Origin of the sequence: uncultured Shimia sp. (assembly GCF_947498095.1) — a bacterium.
Taxonomy (GTDB): domain Bacteria; phylum Pseudomonadota; class Alphaproteobacteria; order Rhodobacterales; family Rhodobacteraceae; genus Shimia.
In genome coordinates this window covers 88,928-113,087 of record NZ_CANMJE010000001.1, presented here as the reverse complement: position 1 = coordinate 113,087, position 24,160 = coordinate 88,928, and the positions used below count along the sequence as shown (strand labels likewise).

At 57.1% G+C, this 24,160-nt stretch carries 23 protein-coding genes; 12 read left to right on the top strand and 11 right to left on the bottom strand.

The window, feature by feature from the left end; all coding sequences use genetic code 11:
• Positions 1-6 precede the first annotated feature (6 nt).
• On the bottom strand, positions 7-705 hold the full coding sequence (locus Q0932_RS00570) for a glutathione S-transferase N-terminal domain-containing protein (RefSeq protein ID WP_299348447.1): 699 nt from the start codon (positions 703-705) through the stop codon (positions 7-9).
• Between the two features lie 144 nt (positions 706-849).
• Between Q0932_RS00570 and mscL the strand changes: the two genes are divergently transcribed.
• Positions 850-1,284: a large conductance mechanosensitive channel protein MscL gene (gene mscL / locus Q0932_RS00565; RefSeq protein WP_299348444.1), complete on the top strand. Its 435-nt coding sequence runs from the start codon at positions 850-852 to the stop codon at positions 1,282-1,284.
• Between the two features lie 85 nt (positions 1,285-1,369).
• Positions 1,370-2,170, top strand: a complete 801-nt coding sequence (locus Q0932_RS00560; protein ID WP_299348440.1) for a mechanosensitive ion channel domain-containing protein — start codon at positions 1,370-1,372, stop codon at positions 2,168-2,170.
• A gap of 36 nt (positions 2,171-2,206) precedes the next feature.
• Here the strand turns inward: Q0932_RS00560 and Q0932_RS00555 are convergent, their stop codons facing one another.
• The gene (locus tag Q0932_RS00555; RefSeq protein WP_299348437.1) at positions 2,207-3,184 is read right to left on the bottom strand and encodes a DUF4105 domain-containing protein; all 978 of its coding nucleotides are present in this window, start codon (positions 3,182-3,184) and stop codon (positions 2,207-2,209) included.
• Positions 3,185-3,342: 158 nt separating this feature from the next.
• A complete protein-coding gene (gene ald, locus Q0932_RS00550; RefSeq protein ID WP_299348434.1) occupies positions 3,343-4,461 on the bottom strand; it encodes an alanine dehydrogenase in 1,119 nt (372 codons plus the stop codon).
• Positions 4,462-4,603: 142 nt separating this feature from the next.
• Here ald and Q0932_RS00545 point away from each other — a divergent pair, with 142 nt between their 5' ends.
• Complete coding sequence (locus tag Q0932_RS00545; RefSeq protein ID WP_299348431.1) at positions 4,604-5,062, top strand: Lrp/AsnC family transcriptional regulator; 459 nt, start codon at positions 4,604-4,606, stop codon at positions 5,060-5,062.
• Positions 5,063-5,133: 71 nt separating this feature from the next.
• Here Q0932_RS00545 and Q0932_RS00540 read toward each other — a convergent pair whose 3' ends face one another.
• Together Q0932_RS00540 and Q0932_RS00535 are read right to left on the bottom strand one after the other, a co-directional pair.
• Entirely contained in the window at positions 5,134-6,108 is a 975-nt protein-coding gene (locus Q0932_RS00540) for a P1 family peptidase (protein ID WP_299348429.1), read from the bottom strand.
• Between the two features lie 18 nt (positions 6,109-6,126).
• Positions 6,127-6,468, bottom strand: a complete 342-nt coding sequence (locus tag Q0932_RS00535) for a cupin domain-containing protein (RefSeq protein WP_299348426.1) — start codon at positions 6,466-6,468, stop codon at positions 6,127-6,129.
• 199 nt (positions 6,469-6,667) lie between these two features.
• Between Q0932_RS00535 and Q0932_RS00530 the strand changes: the two genes are divergently transcribed.
• From Q0932_RS00530 to Q0932_RS00500, 7 genes are all read left to right on the top strand, one after another.
• Positions 6,668-7,744 carry a hypothetical protein gene (locus Q0932_RS00530; RefSeq protein WP_299348423.1) on the top strand — a complete coding sequence of 359 codons (1,077 nt, stop codon included), beginning with the start codon at positions 6,668-6,670 and terminating at the stop codon, positions 7,742-7,744.
• Between the two features lie 198 nt (positions 7,745-7,942).
• On the top strand, positions 7,943-9,067 hold the full coding sequence (locus Q0932_RS00525; protein WP_299348420.1) for a hypothetical protein: 1,125 nt from the start codon (positions 7,943-7,945) through the stop codon (positions 9,065-9,067).
• Positions 9,068-9,134: 67 nt separating this feature from the next.
• Positions 9,135-11,075: an ATP-binding protein gene (locus Q0932_RS00520; protein ID WP_299348417.1), complete on the top strand. Its 1,941-nt coding sequence runs from the start codon at positions 9,135-9,137 to the stop codon at positions 11,073-11,075.
• Positions 11,072-11,866 (top strand): hypothetical protein, encoded by a 795-nt coding sequence (locus tag Q0932_RS00515; protein WP_299348414.1) that lies wholly within the window; start codon positions 11,072-11,074, stop codon positions 11,864-11,866. Before Q0932_RS00520 ends, Q0932_RS00515 begins: the two co-directional genes overlap by 4 nt.
• Positions 11,850-13,196, top strand: coding sequence for a DUF6638 family protein (locus Q0932_RS00510; protein WP_299348411.1), 1,347 nt, complete (start codon positions 11,850-11,852; stop codon positions 13,194-13,196). Before Q0932_RS00515 ends, Q0932_RS00510 begins: the two co-directional genes overlap by 17 nt.
• A gap of 3 nt (positions 13,197-13,199) precedes the next feature.
• Positions 13,200-13,466: a hypothetical protein gene (locus Q0932_RS00505; protein WP_299348409.1), complete on the top strand. Its 267-nt coding sequence runs from the start codon at positions 13,200-13,202 to the stop codon at positions 13,464-13,466.
• 10 nt (positions 13,467-13,476) lie between these two features.
• Entirely contained in the window at positions 13,477-14,121 is a 645-nt protein-coding gene (locus Q0932_RS00500; protein WP_299348407.1) for a DUF1523 family protein, read from the top strand.
• A gap of 20 nt (positions 14,122-14,141) precedes the next feature.
• On the opposite strand, the gene Q0932_RS00495 is transcribed toward Q0932_RS00500, so the two are convergent.
• The 4 genes from Q0932_RS00495 to Q0932_RS00480 all read right to left on the bottom strand — a co-directional run bounded on the left by Q0932_RS00495 (position 14,142) and on the right by Q0932_RS00480 (position 18,237).
• Complete coding sequence (locus Q0932_RS00495) at positions 14,142-15,614, bottom strand: PLP-dependent aminotransferase family protein (RefSeq protein WP_299348405.1); 1,473 nt, start codon at positions 15,612-15,614, stop codon at positions 14,142-14,144.
• A 98-nt stretch (positions 15,615-15,712) separates the two neighbouring features.
• A complete protein-coding gene (locus Q0932_RS00490; protein ID WP_299348402.1) occupies positions 15,713-16,297 on the bottom strand; it encodes a GNAT family protein in 585 nt (194 codons plus the stop codon).
• A gap of 72 nt (positions 16,298-16,369) precedes the next feature.
• Positions 16,370-17,767, bottom strand: a complete 1,398-nt coding sequence (locus Q0932_RS00485) for an aminotransferase class III-fold pyridoxal phosphate-dependent enzyme (RefSeq protein WP_299348401.1) — start codon at positions 17,765-17,767, stop codon at positions 16,370-16,372.
• Positions 17,768-17,964: 197 nt separating this feature from the next.
• A complete protein-coding gene (locus tag Q0932_RS00480) occupies positions 17,965-18,237 on the bottom strand; it encodes an I78 family peptidase inhibitor (RefSeq protein WP_299348400.1) in 273 nt (90 codons plus the stop codon).
• A gap of 133 nt (positions 18,238-18,370) precedes the next feature.
• On the opposite strand from Q0932_RS00480, the gene Q0932_RS00475 reads away from it, so the two are divergent.
• Positions 18,371-19,507, top strand: a complete 1,137-nt coding sequence (locus Q0932_RS00475) for an S-(hydroxymethyl)glutathione dehydrogenase/class III alcohol dehydrogenase (protein ID WP_299348397.1) — start codon at positions 18,371-18,373, stop codon at positions 19,505-19,507.
• Positions 19,508-19,680: 173 nt separating this feature from the next.
• Positions 19,681-21,234: a trimethylamine methyltransferase family protein gene (locus Q0932_RS00470; protein WP_299348395.1), complete on the top strand. Its 1,554-nt coding sequence runs from the start codon at positions 19,681-19,683 to the stop codon at positions 21,232-21,234.
• A gap of 89 nt (positions 21,235-21,323) precedes the next feature.
• Here the strand turns inward: Q0932_RS00470 and Q0932_RS00465 are convergent, their stop codons facing one another.
• Both Q0932_RS00465 and Q0932_RS00460 read right to left on the bottom strand, forming a co-directional pair.
• Positions 21,324-22,664: an FAD-binding oxidoreductase gene (locus Q0932_RS00465; RefSeq protein ID WP_299348392.1), complete on the bottom strand. Its 1,341-nt coding sequence runs from the start codon at positions 22,662-22,664 to the stop codon at positions 21,324-21,326.
• On the bottom strand, positions 22,661-24,157 hold the full coding sequence (locus Q0932_RS00460) for an aldehyde dehydrogenase (protein ID WP_299348389.1): 1,497 nt from the start codon (positions 24,155-24,157) through the stop codon (positions 22,661-22,663). The genes Q0932_RS00465 and Q0932_RS00460 overlap by 4 nt, the downstream gene beginning before the upstream one ends.
• Between the last annotated feature and the right edge of the window lie 3 nt (positions 24,158-24,160).

Here is a 24,160-nt window from a genome sequence, read left to right as displayed (position 1 = left end):
AGGCTCTTATGGCCGAGGAGGGACATCCATTCCCTTTTGAACTGCGGGGCGTGCCCGGAACCGTTCAAGGTAAGCAAGGATGTTGGGCATCCCGTTCAGCCCGACAACTTCGGTTGCTCCATAGAAATCAAGCGCACCAATCCAGGGTGCCAAGGCGATGTCGGCAATTGAGTACTCGCCGGCTATCCAGTCCTGACCCTCAAGCTGTTTTTCCATGACATTCAGCAGGCGCTTGGCCTCACCGATGTACCTCTCGCGGGGGCGTGGGTCTTCGATGTCTGCGCCCGCGAATTTATAGAAGAAGCCAAGCTGGCCCAACATCGGGCCAACGCCGCCCATCTGGAACATCAACCACTGGATCACCCGCGCCTTATCGGCGGCCGACTTGCCAATAAGCTTGCCGGATTTCTCGGCCAGATAAATCAGGATCGCGCCGCTTTCAAACAAGGCGACGCCTTCGCCGTCTGGTCCGTTCGGGTCAAGGATTGCTGGGATTTTGTTGTTGGGATTCAGCGCCAGAAACTCGGGGCTTTTTACTTCGGCGTCGGACAGACCCACCAAATGCGCTTCGTATGGCAAGCCAATCTCCTCCAGCATGATTGACACTTTCACACCGTTGGGTGTGGGAAAGGCATAGAGTTGTAGAACGTCTGGGTTCTCAGCTTGGTATTTTCCATTGATCGGGTGGTCGGTCACAAAGCTCATTGCGGGTCTCCTCATTCCTGCGTTGTGGGAAAGATAAGGGCTTTTTCCCATCAAACTAGAGGGCGTTTCCGTGCAATGGACAACATGGTACTCTGCATTTACGCAGGGTGAGACACGAGCTTGCGCGAAAAAGGGGAGAGCAGAATGCTTCAGGAATTCAAGGATTTCATTGCCAAGGGCAATGTCATGGACATGGCCGTCGGGATCATTATTGGTGCAGCGTTTACCGCGATTGTTAAGTCGATGGTTGGGGATCTTATCAATCCGTTTGTTGGCCTGTTTATGGGGGGTGCGGATTTCACAAACATGTTTGTGGTTCTGGCGGGTGATGTCGCAGAAGGCGCCAGCCTGGAAGCCGCACGCGAGGCCGGCGCAGCCGTGTTCGCTTATGGGGCCTTTATCATGGCAGTGATCAATTTCCTGATTATCGCTTTTGTGGTTTTCATGTTGGTGCGCTATGTCAACAAAGTGAAAGAGGCGGCCGCCAAAGCCGAAGAAGAAGCGCCAGCGCCAGAAGAACCCGCAGGACCCAGTGAGCTGGATGTGCTCTTGGAGATCCGGGACTCTTTGAAGAAATAAGCGTACGGCACCGTATCGTTTTGGCAGCCCTTGTTTCGCACAAGGGCTGTTTTTTATCGCAACGTCCATAAAATAGGAAAGACTAATGGATCAACTCATTGAACAAGCTGGCGCATTGGGGCCGCTGATGATTGCCACGGCCAAGGCGTTGGTCGTTCTGATCATCGGTTGGATGGTCGCTGGCTTTGTCAGTCGCACAGTGCGTAAGCGCGTCAACGCAAAACCCGAGATTGACAATACGCTCGGCAATTTCGCCGCGTCGATCGTGCGCTGGGTCATTCTTTTGATGGTGCTGGTCGCCGTCTTGTCGATCTTTGGGATCGAGGCGACCTCTCTCGTGGCCATGATGGGCGCCGCCACTTTGGCAATTGGTCTCGCTTTGCAGGGAACACTTTCGGACTTGGCCGCCGGATTTATGCTGATCCTGTTTCGCCCTTACAAGCTGGGCCAATATGTTGACATCGGTGGGACCGCAGGAACGGTCAAAGACCTGAACCTGTTCGTCACCGAGTTGGTGACGCCGGACAATGTGCAGATCATCATTCCAAACGGTCAGGCTTGGGGCGCCATCATCACCAACTATTCCGCCCATGACACGCGCCGCGTCGATCTGGTGTTCGGAATTGACTATGGCGACAACTCGGACAAGGCGATGGAAATCATTTTGGCCGAAGCCAAAGCCGATAGCCGCGTGCTGACAGACCCCGAGCCGTGGCTGCGGGTGACAAACCTTGGCGACAGCTCGGTGGATATCACCGCGCGTGTTTGGTGCAGCGCCGCCGACTATTGGGACCTGAGGTTTGACCTGACCAAGGCCGTGAAAGAGGCCTTTGATCGCGATGGCATCTCGATCCCGTATCCGCATACGGTCATGGTACAACCCTGATCCAGATCACGACCCCGGACCCGCGTGGTTCGGGGGCTACTCTGTCCGGATTACGTCGCTGTAGGATTCGCCGGGTTGTATGGCTTGTGCCTTGGCGCTGATCGTGGCGCGGGTACGATAATCGCCCAAGGGTTCCTCCCACGCCAACATGCCCTCTTCCACAAGAAACTCGGGCAATCCCCCGGACAGGATGAACCTTGGGTCAAAGCCTAGGTCTGGGTTAAAGCTGCGCACCAATCGATAGATCACCGACGTACAGTTGGCCGTGATCGTGTTGTACCAATAGGGCTCTTCAGCCAGTTGATTGGCCAGCTGAACATAGGACATGAACAGGGCTTCACGCGCCGGTGGGCTGACGTTGATCGGGTAAAGATACACGTCTTCTCGCGGATCACGGGCATTGGTGCGCAGGAACAGAATATCGTCTTCGGTGGCGGCGATCAAAGACAACTCAAACTGTTTGAAAAGTCCCCCGAGTTCAGAGAAAGACTCGCCCAGTTCCTTGCGGATCTCGACTGAAAACACCACGTGTTCGCCATCTTCGAAGCCGAAACTGATCAGAACGTGCGCGATCTTGTCGATGCCCCAATAGGACAGGGCGACGTCAAGACTGTTCATTTTCTTGAGGTCATAGCTGTGTGTTTCCCAATTCTCGTCAAAATCCGTCTGACTGCGCCAGGTAAAGTCCCGCACATTGTGCAGCGTCACGACTGATCCCGAAATGTCAGCGGAAACGCTCCGTGCCAGTTCTGGAGCCCAGATCCGGTCGTTGCTTGGCGCGATCCCATTCCACCATATCAGCGTCGCGACCAAGGGCAAAAGCACCGCACCGGTAGATAGCAACCTTTGGGTGTGCGTCACCAGCGCCGCAACAAGCAAGGCTATTCCCAACACGCTCAGAAGTATGGCCGGACCCATGCCGACCTGAAACTTCAGCGCCATGCTGGCCAAAAGGTACGCGACTGCCAGCGCCAATATGAGCAGGCCAATCAAGGAAAACTTTAGGAACTTCAATAGGTCACATTCTCATTAGGAATTCGTACATACAAATGAACTTGTCTCATTGTGTAGGCCAAAGATGTGCGCAAAGCAAAGCAATCAAGGGCGAGCTCAAACAACAAAGGCCGCCCGTTAGGCGGCCTTTGCGAGATCGTGATTATGGGCTAAAGGGATTAGCTTTTCAGTGCCAATGCTGGCGACAGAACATCCATGCCCAAGGCTTTGCCGACCGCATAGTAGGTCAGCTGACCGGCGTGCACGTTCAGGCCGTTCAACAGGTGCGGATCGTCTTCGCATGCCTGACGCCAGCCTTTGTCGGCCAAGGCCAACAGGAAGGGCAGGGTGGCGTTGCCCAAGGCAATGGTCGAAGTGCGCGCTACGGCGCCCGGCATGTTGGCGACGCAATAGTGCATCACATTGTCGACTTCATAGATTGGGTCCGCGTGGGTTGTCGCCTTGGAGGTTTCAAAACACCCGCCTTGATCGATCGCGACGTCCACCAGTGCTGCACCGGGCTTCATGGTCGACAGCTGCTCGCGGCTGATGAGTTTCGGAGCTGCGGCGCCGGGGATCAGAACCGCACCGATCACCATGTCGGCTGTCTGGATCAATTCTGCAGTGGCGCCAGCGGTCGAATACTGGTTCTTGAAAGTGCCGCCAAAGACATCATCAAGATACCGCAGACGGGGCAGCGAACGATCAAGAACAGTCACATCCGCACCCATGCCAGCAGCGATCTTGGCCGCGTGGGTGCCGACGACACCGCCACCAATAACAAGTACCTTGGCAGGGGCCACGCCGGGCACGCCGCCCATCAGAACGCCACGACCGCCATTGGCCTTTTGCAGGGTCCAGGCGCCGACCTGCGGCGCCAGACGACCCGCAACCTCGGACATCGGCGCCAGCAGCGGCAGGCCGCCGCGGTCATCAGTCACGGTTTCATAGGCAATCGCCGTACAGCCAGAAGCCAAAAGGTCATTGGTTTGATCGGGATCGGGTGCGAGGTGCAGGTATGTGAACAGCAACTGGCCTTCGCGCAGCATCTTGCGCTCACCGGCCTGTGGTTCCTTGACCTTTACGATCATGTCCGCAGTGGCAAAGATCTCTTCTGCGGTGTCGATGATCACGGCGCCAGCAGCGACGTAATCTTCGTCCGTAAAGCCAGATCCCATCCCGGCACCGGCCTGAACGACAACGTCGTGGCCATGTGCGACAGCTTCTTGTGCCGCATTCGGGGTCATGCCGACGCGGAATTCTTGTGGTTTGATTTCAGTGGGGCATCCGATCTTCATCGCGCTTCCTCCCGTTAAAGATTACCTGCGCTCACTTTGGCGGAGCCGTGACGAAATGTGCTACATTTTTGAGCAAAATAAAAACATGCAATTCGAAGAATCTTCGAGTATTTTGCACAAATAAGCAAAAGGATACTAACAAATGGCTCTGGACCAAACGGATCGTCGCATTCTGGGGGCGCTTCAAAAGCGCGGACGAATCTCTAACGCGGATCTTTCAGAGCAGGTGAACCTGTCCCAGTCTGCCTGTCACCGTCGTGTACAGAGGCTGGAAGCCGAAGGTTACATTCGCGACTACGTGGCCTTGTTGGACGCCCGCAAAATGAGTGTGCCAACGACGGTCTTTGTTGAGATCACGCTCTCGGGTCAAGCGGACGAAGTGTTGGACGCTTTTGAAAAGGCCGTGTCGCGCATCCCGGATGTTCTTGAGTGTCACCTGATGGCAGGCTCAGCCGACTACATCCTGAAGGTGGTTGCAGAAAACACTGATGATTTTGCCCGTATCCATCGCCAGTATCTGGCACGGCTGCCAGGTGTGGCCCAAATGCAGTCGTCCTTTGCTTTGCGCACGGTGTTCAAGACCACGGCGCTACCGGTTTAGGGTCCAGCCCCTCTTGGCCGCGCGCGGCCAATTCACCTCGGGATTTTTAAGGCCAAAAGAAGCAGGCGTGATTACCTGAAGGTGGGCACTGTATCGGTCGGGGCCGGTGTGGCGTGCCAGACAGCCCGGGCAATAGCGCGCGCAAGACAGGTCGCCGCCGCGTGCCCCAGCCAGAGCGTCTCTTCGACAGGGTTGGCCATAGGTTTGGCGCCGGTTGAGACACCATAGATCAAATCCCCGTCCATCGGCGTGTGAGAGGGTACCAGCGCCCGCGCCATCCCGTCATGAGCGGCTGTGGCAAACCGGGTGCATTGGCTTTGGTCCAACGTTGCGTCGGTGGCGACGATTGCAATCGTCGTGTTGGTGTTGTGACTGGCGAGCTTGGTTGGTGGCAAGCCCGGCGGCACCTGACCGGCAATGCCAAGCCCTCCAAACTCGTCGTCGATTTCAAACGGCGCGGCCCAGAAATGTCCGTCATCTACGGTTGCGTCCCCAAGCGCATTCACAGCGACAAGCGCCCCGACGACATGTCCCGAGGGCAAAACCGCCGAGGCCGATCCCAATCCGCCCTTGAAGCTTGCAAGCGTGGCACCTGCGCCTGCGCCGACTGTGCCCAACTCAAAAGTGTCTGATGCGGCGTCCAGGGCTGCTTGGCCCAATTCCTTGTAAGGGTTCGAGGCCCAGGCCTTGTCGCCGCCGTTCAACAGGTCAAACAGAATAGCACCGGGTACAATTGGAACCGTTTGATCCCCGACTGCGAAACCGCGCCCCCGCACTCGCAATCCGTCCGCCACGCCCGAGGCCGCATCCAACCCAAAGGCAGACCCGCCCGACAGGACCAGCGCATCAACCTGTTGCACGGTCTTGTCCGGTGCTAAAAGATCGCTTTCGCGGGTGCCCGGAGCGCCACCCATGACGTGCAGGCCCGCAGTAAAGGGGGCATCCGCCAGCAACACCGTCGCTCCGGTTTTGATCTGCGTGTCCGACGCGTTGCCCACGCGCAGCCCTTGCACATCTGTGATCAGGTTCTTGGGGCCGGTTTTCATATCAGTTTCCCCGCAGGCTCACAGCCGGATGACATAGTCCTTGGTGGTGGTCTCAACGACTTCCCACGTTCCACGAAACCCTGGTCGGAGGATAAAGGCATCGCCAGCCTTTAACCGTGTTTCCTGACCATCGGCATCAGTGAGGATCGACACTCCGCTTAGCATTCGAAAATACTCCCACTCATCATAACTCACGTGCCATTTCCCCGGCGTGGATTGCCAGATCCCTGCGTAAAGACCGTCGCGCTCCTCCAGATTCCATGTGGTGAACCGGGGGGCGCCGGAAATCAGTTTTTCCTCAGATGGGGTCTCGTGTTCAGGTTCCACATCTGGGGCGACGGGAAGGAAAAGGTCAGACATGGGCGCTCCGAAGTTGGGTCAGCCTTTTAGACACCCGGCAGCCAATCAACGCAAGCCTTGGACGTGCACGCGACACCTTGGGCCTTTTTTTGTCTGTGCGCATTTGCAACACTCGACGTGATTTAAATTTCCTTCCTGATGTAAAACATATTCACATTACCCATATCAGGTGCAAGAGCTTGAAAATATAGGAGAGTTTATGGCCGATTTTGACGCACAGGTGCGCGAATCCCAAGCGCAGGTAGAAGAGGCGCAATCAAAAATTGCAGAACTGACCAGCCGGATCGACGCGGCGCGCGCACGTATGAAGACTGGTGACGACGTTTCCATTGATATCGAAAACGCCACGCTGGACGACGTACACGCCCATACCGAGGTCATGAACGCCAACATCGCGGAACTCATCATGGGCCTCGACGATGTCACTGCAGCCTTTTCAAAAGACTTTGACCAGATGCGGGACAAGACCGGCTGGGAAAGCTTTGTCGGCATCTTTGCCCGAGGCAAGGCCGAGTCTATGCGTCAGGAACGTATCAAGACCGCCAATATCGACGATAAACTCCAGGATCTGATCGCCAAATCCGACGTCATAACCCAACTGCTCGAAGGGCAGCTGGCGGTGCTGAACGAGCAGAAAACCAAAGTCGAAACCAACCTCACCGAAACGCTGGACGAACGCGAAGCGACCGTTGGTGCGCTCGAGGCCGTCAAGACTGAGATCAAGGGCATGGATCCCAAGATCATCGAGCTTGAGAACAAGATTTCCGTTGAGCAAGACGCCGCCACCCGCACCCAGCTGGAAAGCGAACTGGCCGCGCTGAACAACAAGTACAACGAACTGGTTCAGGACGAGCAGGTCAAAGTGGCCAAATCCCAGACGCTTGAACGCTATATTGAAAAGGGCAAAACCTGGATCGATTCACTGCAAAACCAGGCCGCGACACAGATGGTCCTGATCAACAAGCTGCAGACCGACACCAAACAGCGCGTGGTGCTCTATGATGCGCTGACCAAATCGTTGAAGACGGCGCAGCAGCAGGACGTGGCCCACCGGATTAACGAGATCGGTGTGGAGACCGACAAGGAAGCGCAGGCCTCGATGGCGGCCATAGGCACGGCAACCAACCAGCGCATGGCCGAGATGATGGAAGCGCATGAGGATCACATGGTCTTTGCCCGCGAGGTGCTGGAAGCCAAGGCCAAGGCCGACGAACGCTTTGCCCGCCGGTTCGAGAAGATCGTCGAGAAGCACGACAAGAACCTGTATGGGGCGTGATGCGGATGCATCCCCATCTTGCGGTACTGTTAGGTGTGCTGTGGTTGTTGATGTTCGGTGCCGTACTGCAACTTTTAAATGTTGCCTTCCTTGGAAACTCTTTCTGGTATTGGCTGCTTGGCGTTCCAGTCTTTGGGGGAGGGGTTTTGATCATGTCGATGGGCAGGCGAGCCTCACAAGATGGAAAACCTAGTCCAAATGACTGACACCCAAACCGCCGACCACAAAGCCCTGCGGGACACCTATGCCTCGCGGCGGTACTTCAAGAAGTTCGACGCGATCACGGATCATCTCACTCGTGTCGCGGCGGCTCGTGTGGCCGATGGCGCGATCAGCAATGAAGATGTGCGCATCCTTACGCGATATCTCGCGCAGCTCTCTTACACCTTCCGTGCGCTCAGCATGAAATACCTCCTGGTGGGGCGCGAGACCGGGCAGTTCTTTGGCTCGCTTTCCTTCGATGCGGTCGAGAGCGGTTTCCCGATCTTTAACGAGCTTCTGGTTATGGCCAATGACGCGCAACAGGCCGAAACGCATCTGCGCAACATGCCCTCTGTCGCAGAGCTGAAAGACCAGATGCTGCGCGTCATCATCGGTGACCGCGAGGTGCCCACCAAACTGCAATTCGCGCTTTCGCAGCGGCTCTATTACGAGGAACTGCTTAAGGGCGATATCTTTTGGGCTCAGAACCACCCCGAGATCCAGTGGATCGGCAATATCGGCGAGGACCGGCGTAAATTCGTGCTGCACTGGGCCGTCTATGACAGCCAGATCAACTTGCCGACGATCTACCTCATGGACCTTGAAGATTCGGGCCGCACAGCGCTGCCGAAAGACGAACGCCGCTGGCCCGAGGTGCAGGCCCATCTGATGGGTCAATCGCTTGGCGCGCTGAAACTGGTGACCATCGCCAAGGGCTTCGACGAGAGCTTTGACGACCTCCACCCCAAACGCCTGCGCCGCTATCATGTCGGGCCGATGTATTCTTCGGCCTACACACAGCAGTCCGGCCCGATCCGCGAAGTGCTGGAGCAGGCCCGCGCGCCCGACGGTGAAGACTGGGCACTGGCATGGACGGTTGAGGCGCTTGAGAGCGAACGGGTGGAGCAGGAAAAGTCTGGTTGGTTCTCAAAAGTTGACCGCGAAGTTTTCGCGCTCGACCCCTTCTCGGGGCGTGGCGTGGATACCGGGGCGACCACAACCGAACGCGCCATCATCTTGCCGCAGCGCCCCTATCAGGCGCTGGAAGAGTTGAACCCACCGGGGTTTGCGTCTGTGCGGAAATATGTAGTCAGTCCACAAGGACGGGTGCTGAGTTATTAGGAGGCCTGCGCGCGGGTGAAACTTGCGACGCGTGTATTTTTGGCAATACGAAGAACGGGTTTGAGAGATGAGTTTGACCAGCGATCAAATGGAACTGCGTGAAGAGGATATTCAGAAGCACTATACGGCAGCGTATGGCTTTCTGGACGGGTTCGATCACACCCCTCGTATTGCCAAGGCCAAGACGTCCGACAGGGCAGAAGAACGCTCGCCCGGCATCGCGTCGCGCCGGCGGTTCCGTTCAACCACACCGGGGTTGGTGACACGCTCAACCGCGAGACCCGAAGGCGTGCACCTGGTCGAAAGCATCGAAGGTGCGGACGGCGACGATCCCCTGATCTCGCCCGCACAGGCGAACGTCCTGAACGGGTTGCGCCGCGCTCTGGCGATTGCGCTGGCGACAGGAGAGAACTTTGCCGATGCCTCTGGCCTTTCCGACCTCAAACGCGCCAACCTTGCGGGCAGCTTAGGCGCTGATAATAAAGCGGAGTTTTCCGAACTCCTGACTGCCGAAGCGCTCACTGTTCTGTATGTTTTTGCCAATTCTACTGCCTATCTCCTCGCGTCACATCAGGGTGAGGTTCAGGTTGAAGTCGGAGAGGTCGAAGAGGTTCTGACCGACAACGCCCAGTTGGCTTTGCATGGCGCCCTGTGGGAGTTGGATCAGGACATCACCACACTGGCCACGGACGAACAACGCCTTGTCACCACGGTCTGCGCCTTTGCCGAACAGCTCATGGAAAAGGTTGCCCTGCGCGCCCAATCTGCCCCTCGTCTTGCCGCCTTTACCGGTGCCAGTTGGCGGGTTGAGGCGGATGACCTGACGATCAACGGCTTCACCCCCGCCCGCGCCGCCAAGGGCACCACGCTGACCATGACCTTCAAGAAACCGAACGAGGTCGTCGGTAACCACATCGCCAAGTATCAGGCAATGAAGCTCGCCAAAATGCTGATGGCCTATGATTTTGACCGCAAGCTGAACCCCTTTGCCGAACTGGGCGGTTTCATCTTCACCTTTATGGGTGACGGCATGCCCGGCACGGGGAAAACCACGCTGATCCAGATGATGGCGGGGCTGATCAATGACTACTGTCAGGTCGCAGGCTATCCGTTCCGCTATCAGAACCTCTCGACCGACAATATCGACAGCTATCAGGGCAAGTCGGGGCAGAACGCCAAGGCGTTCATCAACAACATCATCGACCCGATGGCGATTGGGTTTGGCACCATTGATGACATCGACCAACTGGCGGGCAAACGCGGCGACCGACAGTCCTCGGCGGGGCAGTTGGAGATCACCGCCGTGTTGATGGAGAGCTTTGCCGGGGCCAATACGGTGGTACGCGGCAACTGCACCTTTGGCATGTTCTCGAACTATCCCGAGAATGTTGACGATGCCCTGCGCCAACGCGCCGGGGCACGATTCCTTGTCGATGGCCCCAAGATGCGCGAAGACTATATCGACATCCTCGCGCTGTTGATGGGCAAGAACCACGATATCCCCTTAGGCGATCATGACTTGTACGAGGCACAAGCGATCCAGAAAGCCGTCGCCGCATCGTTTGAATCGCATTCCCGCCCGCATGAGGCCGGGCTGATGAATGTCTTTGACAAGGTGCACGATCAGATCGGCGGGCTGGACACGATTGCCAAGCTCGGCACCTATCTGAAAGCCATCCAAGAGGCCGACCCGCGCTTTACCGGCCGCGCGATCAAGAACATCACCGACGCGGTCAAGGTCCGCGCCATGGACTTTGAATTGCCGGATGAGTGGATGGAGAATCCGGAGTTGTTCTTGTTCCAATCCTATGAGCGGAAAAAGGATATGATCTCAGCGCTCCGCGTGCCGATTACGGTCGAGATGGTGGTGCAGGAGATCAACCGCTACGCCGATTCCGAGTTCCGCTATTCCGACAAGTCGGACGAGGTGGCGATTGAAGAGGCCGTGCGGGACATGCGCCGGATGGAAGAGGCGAAGCGGCGGTATTTGGAGGGGAAGGAAAGTTGAGAGGAGCTTTTCTGCTACTGTTTGGAGTTGTATTAACCGTTGGGTTTGGCTGGTATGTTTTTGACCTTTCGGGCCAACACATCTGTTTTGTTGAAAACGAGGTGTTGAGATGCAAGACAAACTACCAGAAGTTCCTAGAATCTCCTCCGAATGAAAAAGGAGACACGTTGGCTGGACTGGCTGGTTCTTTGGCCTTTTTGTGGATTATTGTGACGGTGCTTTTGCAGAGCAACGAGCTTTCGCTTCAACGAAAGGAGTTGAAGCGAATGACTGAAACGCAAGCAGAACAAACCGCCCTACTGTATCGCCAAGACAAGCGGGAGAGCCGCGCAATAGAGCAAGGTGCCCAAGAAGAAAAAGTCCGCGCCATGCTAAAGACGCTGTCCTCTTCCCTTCCAAAACTTGGGTTTGCTTCTTTCGAACTTCGGCAAAACGGCGATCATAGCAAAACTAAACGTGTGTACTTCCTTTCATCCGGGGCGGCGCTTCCAAAAGGAGAAGCAGCTTCAGTCGAGTGGGCAAGTCTGATTGAGAGAGTGCATCGTGTGGTCATCCGACATGTCGAAGAAAACGACAACGTCGTTCTCTCACCTCGCCTTCCAAAGTCATGGATTGCAGTTCATTCACAAGCGAAAGCCATCAATGCGGAAGTGCAAGGTGCCCCTGATGGAGTCGTTGAGGATGTCTATTACCGCATGAAAATTCCGCTGCTAGAAAGAGTTCTGCGTGAAGCGATCAATGAAGAGCGCTTATGGCAAAGTAACGGAGGTCCCCATGCACCGACTGATTAAACGCGGCCTGATGTTTGGGAACCTGATCGAGGTGGCCTCGCCGGTATTGGTCGAGCGTTACAACCGTGCGCTCAAGCATCTGACGGGCAAGACCACGGCGCTCACAGATTTTCACATCGACATCTCGGGCTTTTCCCCAGAGATCGGGGATGAGCTGAACGACCACCTCTACCTCAACCAAGGCGGCTGTAACCGGCAGTTCATCCTGCTCACGACCGAGCAGAAAACCGCGCCGCTCTTGAACGCGCAGTTCTCGACCAGTCGGGGCATTCTGAAACAGTTCATCACTGAGAACGAACCGCAGCTCTTTGCCCTCACCGCCCGCGATTGCGTGGCCGGAGAGCTGGTGAACTCGGTTTTTTCCGTCACCGACCCCGCCCGTCTGTTCGACATCCGCAAGGTCTTGGTCGAGGCGGACACCACCGAGGGCACGCTGCGCGATGCGGACAAGCTGGCCGAGATGGTGGACATCTTCAAAGGGGATGAGGACGCCTGGTTTGACGACGTGCTGATCGCCGATATGATCTCAGTCGTCAAGCGCACCGGCGATGTGACGCGCAACCCCGTGCGGCTGAAACATATGGAGTTTCAGCAAGATACCTTTTGGACGGCGCATTTTGACGGGGTGTACCTGTTCCGCGATCTTGACCACCCGGCGGCGATTGCGGCTGGGGATAAGGCGGCCCTGGGTGACCTGCCGATCAAGCATGTGTTCGATTTCCGCGACCGCAACCAGATCGCCAAGTTCTTTGACTACAACGATCTGGTCGAACCGATTGTCAAAGCGCGCGGCATCGACGCCAGCGCGATCCTGCGGCAAAAGATGGACTTTATTGTTGTCGACGCGGCGCAGGATGCGGGCGTCGATCTCAGCAACGCCACCCGCCGCGATATTCGCAGCCTCGCGCGCAACAATGCGGATCGTCTGCCCGAGGAATTTCACGCCCTGCAACGGCTGGTGAACTGGGCCGAAAACGAAGGCCCGTGGCCGCGCATCACCAGCGACCACCCGGCCTATTTCTACACGCTGCGCGCGGCTGATACAGAGCATAAAGATCTGGTCAACATGCTGTTGTCAGAGCTGGCACCCAAGGACATCCGACAGCTGTTCATCTGCCACAAAGAAGCGTTTTACCGTGCCTATGCGGGCTGGTCTGAGACCAAGAAATCTTATGTGGCAGACTTTCTGGATCGCGAGTATCAGGCAGACAAGGCTGGTGCACGTGCCGCATTATTCGGGCATGATGCCCCCATGGAAGAACCCAAACCCCAAAGCCCACGTGACGACATGATCGCCCGCGTCGGCCCCTGGGGCGCGGTCAGGAGGTAGCCCATGTTTGCACTCGCTCGGTTAATGGTCGTCGGGTTCATCGTTCTGACGGTGATCTACGTTTGCCTGTCGTTCTATTCCCGCTCGGTCCGCAAGGGTAAACTCGAAACGGAATGGGACGAAGAGGGCATGACCGGCGACCGAGACGCCTGGATCGACAAAGGGCTGAAAGATTATGACGGGTCTTTGCGTCGTAAACTGATCCTGGGTGTCTATATCATTCCGGTGATCTTGATGATCACCATCATCTACCTGATGAATTTCAGTTAAGGGGGCCACAATGGTCTATGTAAAATGGGTATTCTGGGGCACGTTCTGGGTGCTGGTAGCGGCGTTCTTTCACTATACTTTGCCGCATAACGATATCGTTCGTATCGCAGATACCTATGAAAAGCGCATCGACTTTGGCGAGAACTCGTTGTTCTGGGCCAAAGAGGATTCAGGTAATGCGACCGGAAATGTGAACCGCGACGTGTTTTTCATTCAGGCGTTTTATGAAAACAACCGTCCAATGGTGTACCGCAACGAGGACACCAGTTGGGGCTGGCCACCCTATTTCAAGTTCGACACGGCAAACCTGCAGGCCGAGGCAACGGATTTGAAATCCACTCAAGACTCGCCTCGCTGGGTAGCGGTGAAGCACTACGGCTGGCGCAACGAGTTTTTCTCGATCTACCCCAACGCTGTGGGGGTGAAGCCGGTTCAAGGGCCGGATGCCACGATTATCCCATGGCTCAATATCATCATCCTGACCGTGTTCTTTGCCTTCGTTTGGGCAATCTACGTGCGCTGGCGTCGGTTCCGGCAGGCGCGCATTGATCCGGTGCTGGAGGATATGGGGGATAGCTTGGATGCGGCTGGCGATCGCATGGCCGAAGGGCGAGGGCGATTCCGCAATTGGCTGGACAGCTGGAAGTCTAAGTAACCAAGCCGGGCTGTCCCGCCTTACATCCACTCGTCACTTGCTTTCAAAGCATTCGCTATCCGGGCCACACCGTCCGGAATGCGCCGCACGGGTATCGATGAGTAGGCCAGGCGGTAATAGTTACGTGGCCGGTTTGTGCCATTGAAGAATACCCGACCGGGCTCAATCAACACACCCTGCGCCCTGAGGTGCAGGGCGAGTTTCTCCGTATCCACGCCGTCATCCGCCCGCATCCAAAAACTTGATCCGCCGTGCACACCCTGGCCGACCACTTCCATCTGGTGATGGTCCAGTGCCTCGCGCATGACTTCACTGCGCTCTCTCAGGGCTTCTCGGATACGCCGAATGAGCGCGTCGTAATGGCCCAAAGACAGGAAATAGGCCGCCGTGCGTTGGATGTGGCCGGGGGGATGCCTCAGCACTGAGCCGCGCAATGCGCGCGCCTCGCGGATAAAGGCCTCGGACCCGACGAGGTAGCCCAGGCGAAGACCAGGAAAGATCGACTTGGAAAAGCTGCCCACATAGATCACGCGGCCATCCGTATCGAGTGACTTCAACGCCGGGGACGGGGCATCTCGAAAGGACATTTCAAATTCATAGTCGTCCTCGACGATAAGTGCGTCCAGCTCGCGTGCTTTCCGCAAGAGTTCGTGTCGACGTGACATTGGCATGGTCGCCGTAGTTGGGCATTGATGACTGGGAGTCGTGAACACCACGTCTGCTTCTGGCGGAATGGCGTCTGGCGGAAGGCCATCGCGGTCAACAGGGACTGGTGCAAGGTGACAACGCGATTGGCTTAGGATGTCGTGCAACGCGTGATAGCAAGGGTCTTCGATCGCCGCCGTTCGCCGCTGAGTCAACAAGACCTGTGCGGCCAACCACAGTGCATTTTGGGCGCCAAGAGTGATGAGGATTTCTTCGGGTCGTGCCAGAATTCCCCGGCGCGGCAAAGTGTTTCGGGCGATAAACTCAACAAGTCTGGGATCATCCTGATCGTAGTAATCAGTGGTCAGAGAGGAAAAGTCTTTTTGCCCTAGGGCTTGCAGCGCGCACAACCGCCAATTGGCGTGATCAAACAGGGTTGGATCCGTTTGACCATAGATGAACGGATACTTGTACTGCGCCCAGTCATGGGGTTTCTCGTGGGTGTTGCCGCCAGAGTAATGGCGCCCGATTGCGCGGGTCCAGTCCACGCGGTCTTCGCGGCGCTGAACGGGTTTGAAGCTTGGTGGAACGGGAGCGTTCTCTGAAACGTAATACCCGGACCGTCCGCGCGATGAGAGGTAATCGTTTGCCAGAAGCTCAGTGTATGCCAATGTCACGGTGATCCTGCTGATCCCCAAATGCGACGCCAGCTTGCGTGTGGACGGCAAGCGTTCCCCACGTCGAAACCGACCTGACAGAATGCCTTCGGCAATCATTTGTTGAATCTGAGATTGCAGGGTGCCTTGAAACTGCGGATTCAGAAAGAAGGTTTCGACTGATATCGCCATGCAAACAGCATAGGCTGGACTTAATGCTGGTGCAATCTGGTATGGTGTTATCCTTCGCCTTTACCGTTCAATATGCAAAGGCTGCCATTCAGGCGGCGCTACCCTGCGGCCATGCGGTGCTCGAGATTGGCCCGGACGGCAGGCCATTCGGTTGCGATGATCGAATAGACAGCCGTGTCACGCAGCGTGCCATTGGGCATGATCATGTGATTGCGCAATATCCCGTCCTGCTGCGCGCCCAACCGCTCGATGGCACGGCGCGACTGCATGTTCAGCCGGTGGGTGCGAAACTCAACCGCGATACAGTCCAGCGTCTCGAAGGCGTGACGCAGCATCAGGAACTTACATTCGGTGTTCATCGGCCCGCGCTGGACCGACTTGCGATACCAGGTTGAGCCGATCTCAAGCCGCCGGTTTGGCGCGTCGATGTTCATATAGGTGGTCATGCCGACCGCTTTGCCGCTGGGATCAAGAATGGCAAAGGGCAGCATAGAGCCCGCGTGTTGTTGCGCCAGCCGGTTGTCGATCTCATCTGTGATCCCGTCAGGGGCAGGCACAAAAGTGTACCAAAGCGTGCTCAGGTCCCCATCCGCCGAGGCCTCGGCCAGATCGCCGGCATGGGCCTGGCTCAAGGGGGCGACTGATACGTGGGTGCCGGTCAGGGTCACGGGATCGGGCCACATGGGAGAGTCCTTTAATTAGAAAAGGCCGGAGCATCTCTGCCCCGGCCCCATCATTCAGGTTCAGCGCAAGGCTTAGCCAAACACTTTGGTCAGCGCGTTGTCCACCGCTGTGGTGATCGCGTCGATGTCTTCAGCTGTTGCAATCAGCGCCGGCGAGAAGCACAGCGTGTTGTTACGGCCCGGGATCGAACGGTTGGTCATGCCGATGATGACGCCTTGAGCGCCACAATCCGCCACAACCTGCGCGCAGATCTTTTCGTCTACCGGCTCTTTGGTCTCACGATCCACGACCAGCTCGGCACCCAGGAACAAGCCCTTGCCGCGCACGTCGCCGATGACGCTGTGTTTCTCTTTCAGAGCTTCGAGGTTTGCGATCATGCGCGCGCCCATGGCGTTGCAGTTTTCAAGAAGATTCTCTTCTTCGATGATGCGCATGTTTTCCAGTGCCGCAGCCGGACCGGCAGTGCAGCCACCAAAGGTCGAGATGTCACGGAAATAGTTCAGATGGTCCGATGCGTCATCTTTGAACATCTCAAAGACTTCCTCGGTTGTGACCATGCAGGCAATCGCCGCATAGCCCGAGGCCACGCCTTTGGCCATGGTCACAAAGTCAGGCTTGATGCCATAGTGCTGATAGCCGAACCAAGTGCCGGTACGGCCAACACCACAGACCACTTCGTCGATGTGCAGCAGTACTTCGTACTTTTTACAGATTTCCTGAACGCGCTCCCAATAGCCTTCGGGCGCTTCGATCACTCCACCACCTGCGGTGATCGGCTCAAGACAGAGGGCGCCAACGGTCTCGGGGCCTTCGCGAAGAATGACCTCTTCGATGGCGTCTGCCGCAGCACGGCCAAACTCGGCACCTGAAAGGTGCTCAAGACCCAGCTCGTGCTTGCGGTATTCCATGCAATGCGGCACGCGGACAAAGTCAGGTGCAAAAGGACCGTACTGCGCGGTGCGCTCATCCTGACCACCTGCCGACATCGTCGCCAGTGTTGAGCCGTGATAGTCACGGTCGCGGTACAGGATCTTGGTTTTCTTGCCGCCGTACTTTTTGTGCGCAATCTGGCGCACCAGCTTAAAGGCCTTCTCATTCGCCTCCGAACCAGAGTTCGTGTAGTACACGCGGCTCATGCCCGGCATTTTTTCGATCAGCTTTTCAGCGAACAACGAGCCCGGGATCGACCCTGCGGTTTGCGCAAAGTAGCAAATCTTCATCAGCTGTTCGCGAACAGCATCCGCGATGGCTTCGCGGCCATAGCCAACGTTGACGGTCCAAACGGCCCCGGACACAGCATCAAGATATTCTTTGCCGTTCTGGTCCCAGACACGCATGCCTTTGCCTTCGATGATGATCCGGGGATCGCCAGTCTCAAAGGGCTTATGCTGAGTCAGATGGTGCCAGACATGTGCCTTGTCTGCGGAGACGACCTTTTCAAGGTCGTTTTCTTTGAAATTGCCGTCCATTTCGGCCTCCTCGCTAGAGATGGCATTGGGCGAAACCATGTCGTCCGTTGCGCGTGTGAAATTGGCCGAAGAAACGACCGACTCGATGGATCATCCTCACTGCATATTCACACAGACCGATAGGGCCAGAGTCGTGTCTCAGTTATGGCCAACAGAATCTAATATTTGCGACGTTATCAGAAATGAGGGCTCAGGTCTCATCCGCAAGTGACTTTGACGATGACGCCATTGTCGTCGAAGAAGACATTCAATCGATCAGGACGGTGATCCATCGTCATCGCAGCACTTTCGCCAAGAACCCGCACTGTTTCCGGCGTCGTTACGCCATCAACGGCTGATTTATCTTGCCCAATCAGGAATTCAAAGGCTGCCGGATCACAGGTTTCGCTACCTTTCATCTCCGCCGTCTCCTCTTCTTCATTGATGCAGGCGGCCAAAGCGACAAAAGCGACCAGTCCGATCCATTTCATATCTGTACTCCATTTCGGGTTCGCTGGAAATCTGGGGTCTTGGTCGCATTGGCACAAGCCAAGGTCGTAACTTCTATTGAAAACCGGCGCTGTTTCGCTCACCCTCTGCTCAAACATTACGGGAGATATGATGATGCGCACGAAAGCCGCCGTGGCTCTTGAAGCCGGCAAACCGCTTGAGATTATGGAAGTGAACCTCGAAGGCCCCAAGGCGGGTGAGGTTCTGATTGAGGTGAAGGCAACAGGAATTTGCCACACGGATGAGTTTACCCGGTCCGGTGCCGATCCCGAGGGCCTGTTCCCGTCGATCCTTGGACACGAAGGCGCGGGCGTCGTGATGGAAGTCGGTGAGGGTGTTACCACTCTGAAACCCGGCGATCACGTCATCCCGCTCTACACGCCAGAGTGCCGTGAGTGTCATTCGTGTCTCTCTGGTAAAACCAATCTCTGCACTGCCATTCGCGGCACCCAAGGCCAGGGTCTTATGCCCGATGGAACCACGCGCTTTTCCATGCTGGATGGTACGCCGATCTTTCACTACATGGGTTGCTCGACATTTGCCAACCACACCGTTCTGCCCGAGATCGCACTGGCCAAAGTGCGCGAAGACGCGCCTTTTGACAAGATCTGCTACATCGGCTGCGGCGTGACAACCGGCATCGGCGCGGTAATCAACACGGCGGGTGTTGAGATCGGCTCAACGGCCGCGGTCTTTGGCCTTGGTGGCATTGGCCTCAACGTCATACAGGGCCTGCGTCTGGCTGGCGCTGACAAGATCATTGGTGTTGATTTGAACCCGTCCAAGGTCGAGATGGCGACCAAGTTCGGCATGACCGACTTCGTCAACCCTGCCGACCTGCCCGAGGGCCAGTCGGTCACCGACGCCATCGTCGAGATGACCAAAACTGAGAAAGATCCCTTTGGCGGTGTGGATTACTCGTTTGACGCCACAGGCAACGTTCAGGTCATGCGCGACGCGCTGGAATGCTCGCATCGGGGCTGGGGTGTGTCGGTGATTATCGGTGTCGCCCCCGCGGGCGCTGAAATCTCCACCCGTCCGTTCCAACTGGTCACAGGTCGCGTCTGGAAAGGCACTGCCTTTGGTGGTGCCAAGGGCCGGACGGATGTACCCCGTATCGTGGATTGGTACATGGACGGCAAAATTGAGATCGACGACATGATCACGCACAAACTGACCCTGGACCAGATTAACGAAGGCTTTGATCTTATGCACGAGGGAAAGTCGATCCGCGCGGTTGTTGAGTTCTAAATCGCTGACTGAATTTGAAGATCTGAAACAAGGGCGTGCCGCTGGCGCGCCCTTCTTCTTTTGCTAAGGGGCACCCTTTCTGCCGGGTCGCTTTCTGCAATCACACTTCGGTATTCAGCAAGTTGGCGCAGCACCTTGCAGGGCATTCTGATCCCTGAAGCAAGGAGACTGCGATGACCGATCTATCCCCCCCGCGCCGTCGTGGCGGAGGCCGTGCCGCCCGCCGCGCTGTGCGTACCGCCCCGAATTTCGACATGTTGCCCGGGCTGGAAAATGCCCTGCCGCTGACCGAGATCATGGATGGGTCACAGGTTGAACGCATCGACAATGCCTCGATGGATATTCTTGAAAACGTTGGCGTTCAGTTCCGCGATGCGATTGCACTGGAGGATTGGAAAAAAGCCGGCGCCAAAGTGGTCGGAGAGATGGTCTATCTTGACCGCCATCTTGTGCGCGACCTGATCTCGACCATCCCTGAAACCTTTACTTACCACGCGCGAGACCCGAACAAGAACGTGGCGCTGGGTGGTCGCAACTCGGTCTTTGTGCCCATGACAGGCGCGCCGTTCCTGCGCGACCTCGAAGACAAACGACGCAACCCGATGCTGGAAGATCTGGCGATGTTCCATAAGCTCAGCCATATGATGCCGGGACTGCACTCATCGGCGCACCATATCGTCGAACCCTACGATCATCCGATCAGCCAGCGGCATCTGCGCATTACCTATTCGTCGATGAAGCACTCCGACAAGATGTTCATGGGCATGACTACGTCGCCAAAGAACGCCGAAGATGTTCTCGATATGTGTGCCATCCTGTTTGGCGAAGACTTCCTCGAAACCCACCCCGTGACGACCGGCAATTGCAACGGCAATTCCCCCCTAGTCTGGGATGAGACCATGCTGGGCGCCATGCGCGCCTTTTGTCGACGCAACCAGCCGGTGCTGTGTTCTCCCTTCGTGCTTGGCGGGGCAAACACCCCCGCCAGTGTGCCTGCCGCTGTCGCGCAACTAAACGCCGAGGCGCTCTCGGCGCTGGCCTATACACAGGTCATTCGCCGCGGCGCACCTGCAATCTACGGCCACTATCTGTCCACGGTTAGCATGAAGTCTGGCGCGCCTATGGCCGGGACGCCCGAGATCAGCCAGATGAACTTTATGATTGGCCAGATGGCACGGTACTACGGCGTGCCTTGGCGGACCTCAAACACGCTGGGAGGGGCCAAAACCTTTGACGCGCAAGCGGGTTACGAAAGCGCCACGACTCTGTCGGCGGTTCTACATGCCGGGGCCAACTATATTTGGCATTCCGCAGGCTGGAACGAAGCGGGCATGCATTGTTCTGTTGCCAAATTCGTGGTCGATGCAGAGCAATGCGCCATGGGCTACCGAATGGCGCAAGGCCTCAAATGGGATGACTTTGATCAGGCGCTTGCCGCAGTTGGTGACATCGGACCAGGAGGTCACTACCTTGGCCACCCCCACACGCAAGACAACTTCCAAGAAGCATTCTTTATGCCCGACTTGTTAGACAACAATTCGATCGAGCAATGGGTGGCCGAAGGGTCTGTTGAAATCACCGAGCGCGCGCTCAATCACGCCAAAAAACTGCTGAGCGAGTACCAGGAACCCAAGCTGGACGAGGCCAAGAACGAGGAACTGCTGGAATACATTGCAAAGCGCGAGCGAGAAATCCCGGCTGCCGACGAATTGAACCAGAGCTACTGATTTCTTTTGGCCCTAAATATCCCGGGGAGTCCCCATTGGCCGGCCAATGGGGGCGGGGCAGCGCCCCAGACACCAGGCGCAAGGCGGCTCTATTCCAATCCGGCACGCCATTCTTTCCAGCGCAACAGCGCGTTGGCGCCAATCTGCTGGAACGGCTGAGGCGGCAGGCGTTTCGGCATGTCCTGAGCCTCAAAGAAATCGGCAATTTCCGAAGATGCGCCCAAGCACCGCTCTGCGGCCGCGATCCCTGTCAGCGTGCCGCGCGCGATACCAAGGCCGTTTTGTACGCAGCCAGAAAATACACCTTGGTGCACTTCCCGCGCCACACTCACACCATTGAGCGACAGGCAAAGATGCCCCGCCCATGTGTGTTCCATGTCAATGCCCTTAAGCATCGGGAACCGTGCATCAAACTTCTTCTGCATCACTGTCGCGGCGCGTTCCAAATCGCTGGTTGAAGTCCTCATATTCGGGCGCAAAGCCGCGCAACTGCGGGTCACGATCCGGTTGCCGCCTAATGGCCCGTCGATTCGACGCACTGTGGTACCCATTGGATCAGAAGGCGTAACGCCCCAGCGCGATTGCCCCCCAAGGGTGGCCACTTGTTCCGCAGTCAGTTCCGGTGTCATCACGGCAAATAGGAACAATTGCATCAAGCGTCCACGCTCAAATCCGAAACTCTCAAGGTGGCCGTTCACTGTCAGAATGATGCGCGCACAAGACACCGTGCCTTTTGCGGTCTCAACTTTCCAGCCTGTCCCTTGCCGAGAAAATCCGGTCACACCACTGTCTTCACAGATGCTGACGCCGTCCCTCTGAAGCCCTGCCGCCAGTCCACGTACATAACCCGCGGGCTGCACCATCACTGTGCCGGGCGTGAACAGCCCTGAGCGATAGAACTCTGATCCGGTGATCCTGCGCATGCTCTGCACATCGAGCATTTCATAGGGTTCGCCAAGTGCGGTCAGATGTTTCGCCAAGCTTTGATTGTGGGCGTCTGCCACAGCGCTGCCTGCGCCGTTGATCTTCCCAGTTTTTTCGAAGAAGTCCGGCGTGATGCCGTAGTCGGCCACCGCCTCGGCGCCAAAAGCCTGCGCCTGCCGGTTCAATACCATTATGTGTTTGTCGTCGCCGGTGCCGGCGTAATCTTCGCTGGTCAGCTCGTGGGGAATGTCGATCATGAAACCCGAATTACGCCCTGCCGCGCCTTCGGCAATATGCCCCGCTTCCAGCACCACAACATCCAGATCTGGATCGATCTGTTTCAACCGACGGGCCGCGGACAGCCCGGCAAAGCCCGCGCCAATCACCACCACATCTGTGGAGCGATCCCCGTCCAGAGGGGAGGGCGCAGGCGCCGGACCCAGCACCGCGTTCCAAGCTGCGCGGCCCTGTTGAACCGGCAGGCGTCGGGCGCGGTATCTGGTCAATCCACAGCCTCGTCATCGTCGTCGGCGAGATCAATCCAGATGGTTTTCAGCTGGGTATACTGGTCATGCGCATGCACACCATTGTCTCGCCCACCAAACCCCGATTGTTTGAAGCCGCCGAAGGGGGTTGAAATGTCGCCTTCGCCAAAGCTGTTCACCGTCACTGTCCCTGCGCGCAGCATCCGAGCGCCGCGAATGGCGCGCTTGGCGTTGGCGGTGAAAATCGAGGCGCAGAGGCCATAGTCAGTGTCATTGGCGATGTTGATCGCCTCATCGAAGCCGCTCACTTCAAGCACGCTGAGCACGGGCCCAAAAATCTCTTCTCGCGCCAATGGGTGATCGTTCCCAGACACTTCGACGACCGTCGCGTCGACAAAACCATCTTTAGCCTTGCCGCCAATCACTACGTTTTCAGCCTGTTCCAGATACCCACAGACTTTGCCGAAATGCGCCTCGGAAACCAACGCACCAAGCCGGGTTTCAGGGTCCAAAGGTTCGCCGACGTTCCATTGTTCAGCGTGATGGCGGATGCGCTCCAGCAGTTCCGCTTTGACGTCCTTGTGCACGATGAGGCGCGAGGAGGCCGAGCAGTTCTCGCCCATGTTATAGAACGCACCATTCACCACATGGGCCGCCACCCGGTCGAGGTTCTCGGCGTCGTCCATCACAACGGCGGGGTTTTTGCCGCCCATCTCGAGAACCACTTCCTTGGCGTTGCTCGCAGCGGCGTAGCTGAGGAACCGTTTGCCGGTCACGGTTGATCCGGTGAAAGACACCATGTCGATGTCCATGTGGCGGCCAATCGGTTCGCCCACCTCAGCGCCACCTCCCGGCACCACATTCAGCACGCCCCGCGGCAGGCCTGCTTCGTCTGCGAGTTCCGCGACGCGTAGGGCGGTCAGAGATGTTTCGACAGCGGGTTTCACCACGAGGGAACACCCTGCGGCCAGCGCAGGACCGATTTTCCACGCAAGCATCAAGAGCGGGAAGTTCCACGGGAGAACTAGGCCAACCACGCCAACAGGCTCACGCACCACCATTGCGATGTGATCGTCCGAGGCTGGGGCCACCTGATCGTAAATCTTGTCGATCGCCTCGGCGTGCCATTTTAGACAATGAATAGTCTCGGGGATGTCCACGCTTTCGCAGTCATAGATGGTCTTGCCACTATCAAGGCTCTCCATCACGGCGAGTTCCCGCGCGTTGCGAGTGATCAGTTTGCAGAGTCGGATCAGCACACCCTTGCGCTCGGACGGGTGCATGCGTGACCAGCGCCCGTCGTCAAACGCCTCGCGGGCTTTCTCGACAGCAAAGTCCACATCGGCAGTACCGCATGCTGCAACCTCGGCCAAAACGGCGCCAGTAGCCGGGTTTGTTGTGGTGAACGTCTCGCCTGAGATGGCAGGGCGATAGGCCCCGTCAATAAAGGCCGATGTCGGGAAGTCCAGATCGGCAGCGATGGCCTCGTATTCCTGTTTGGTCAGCAGTTCCATGGC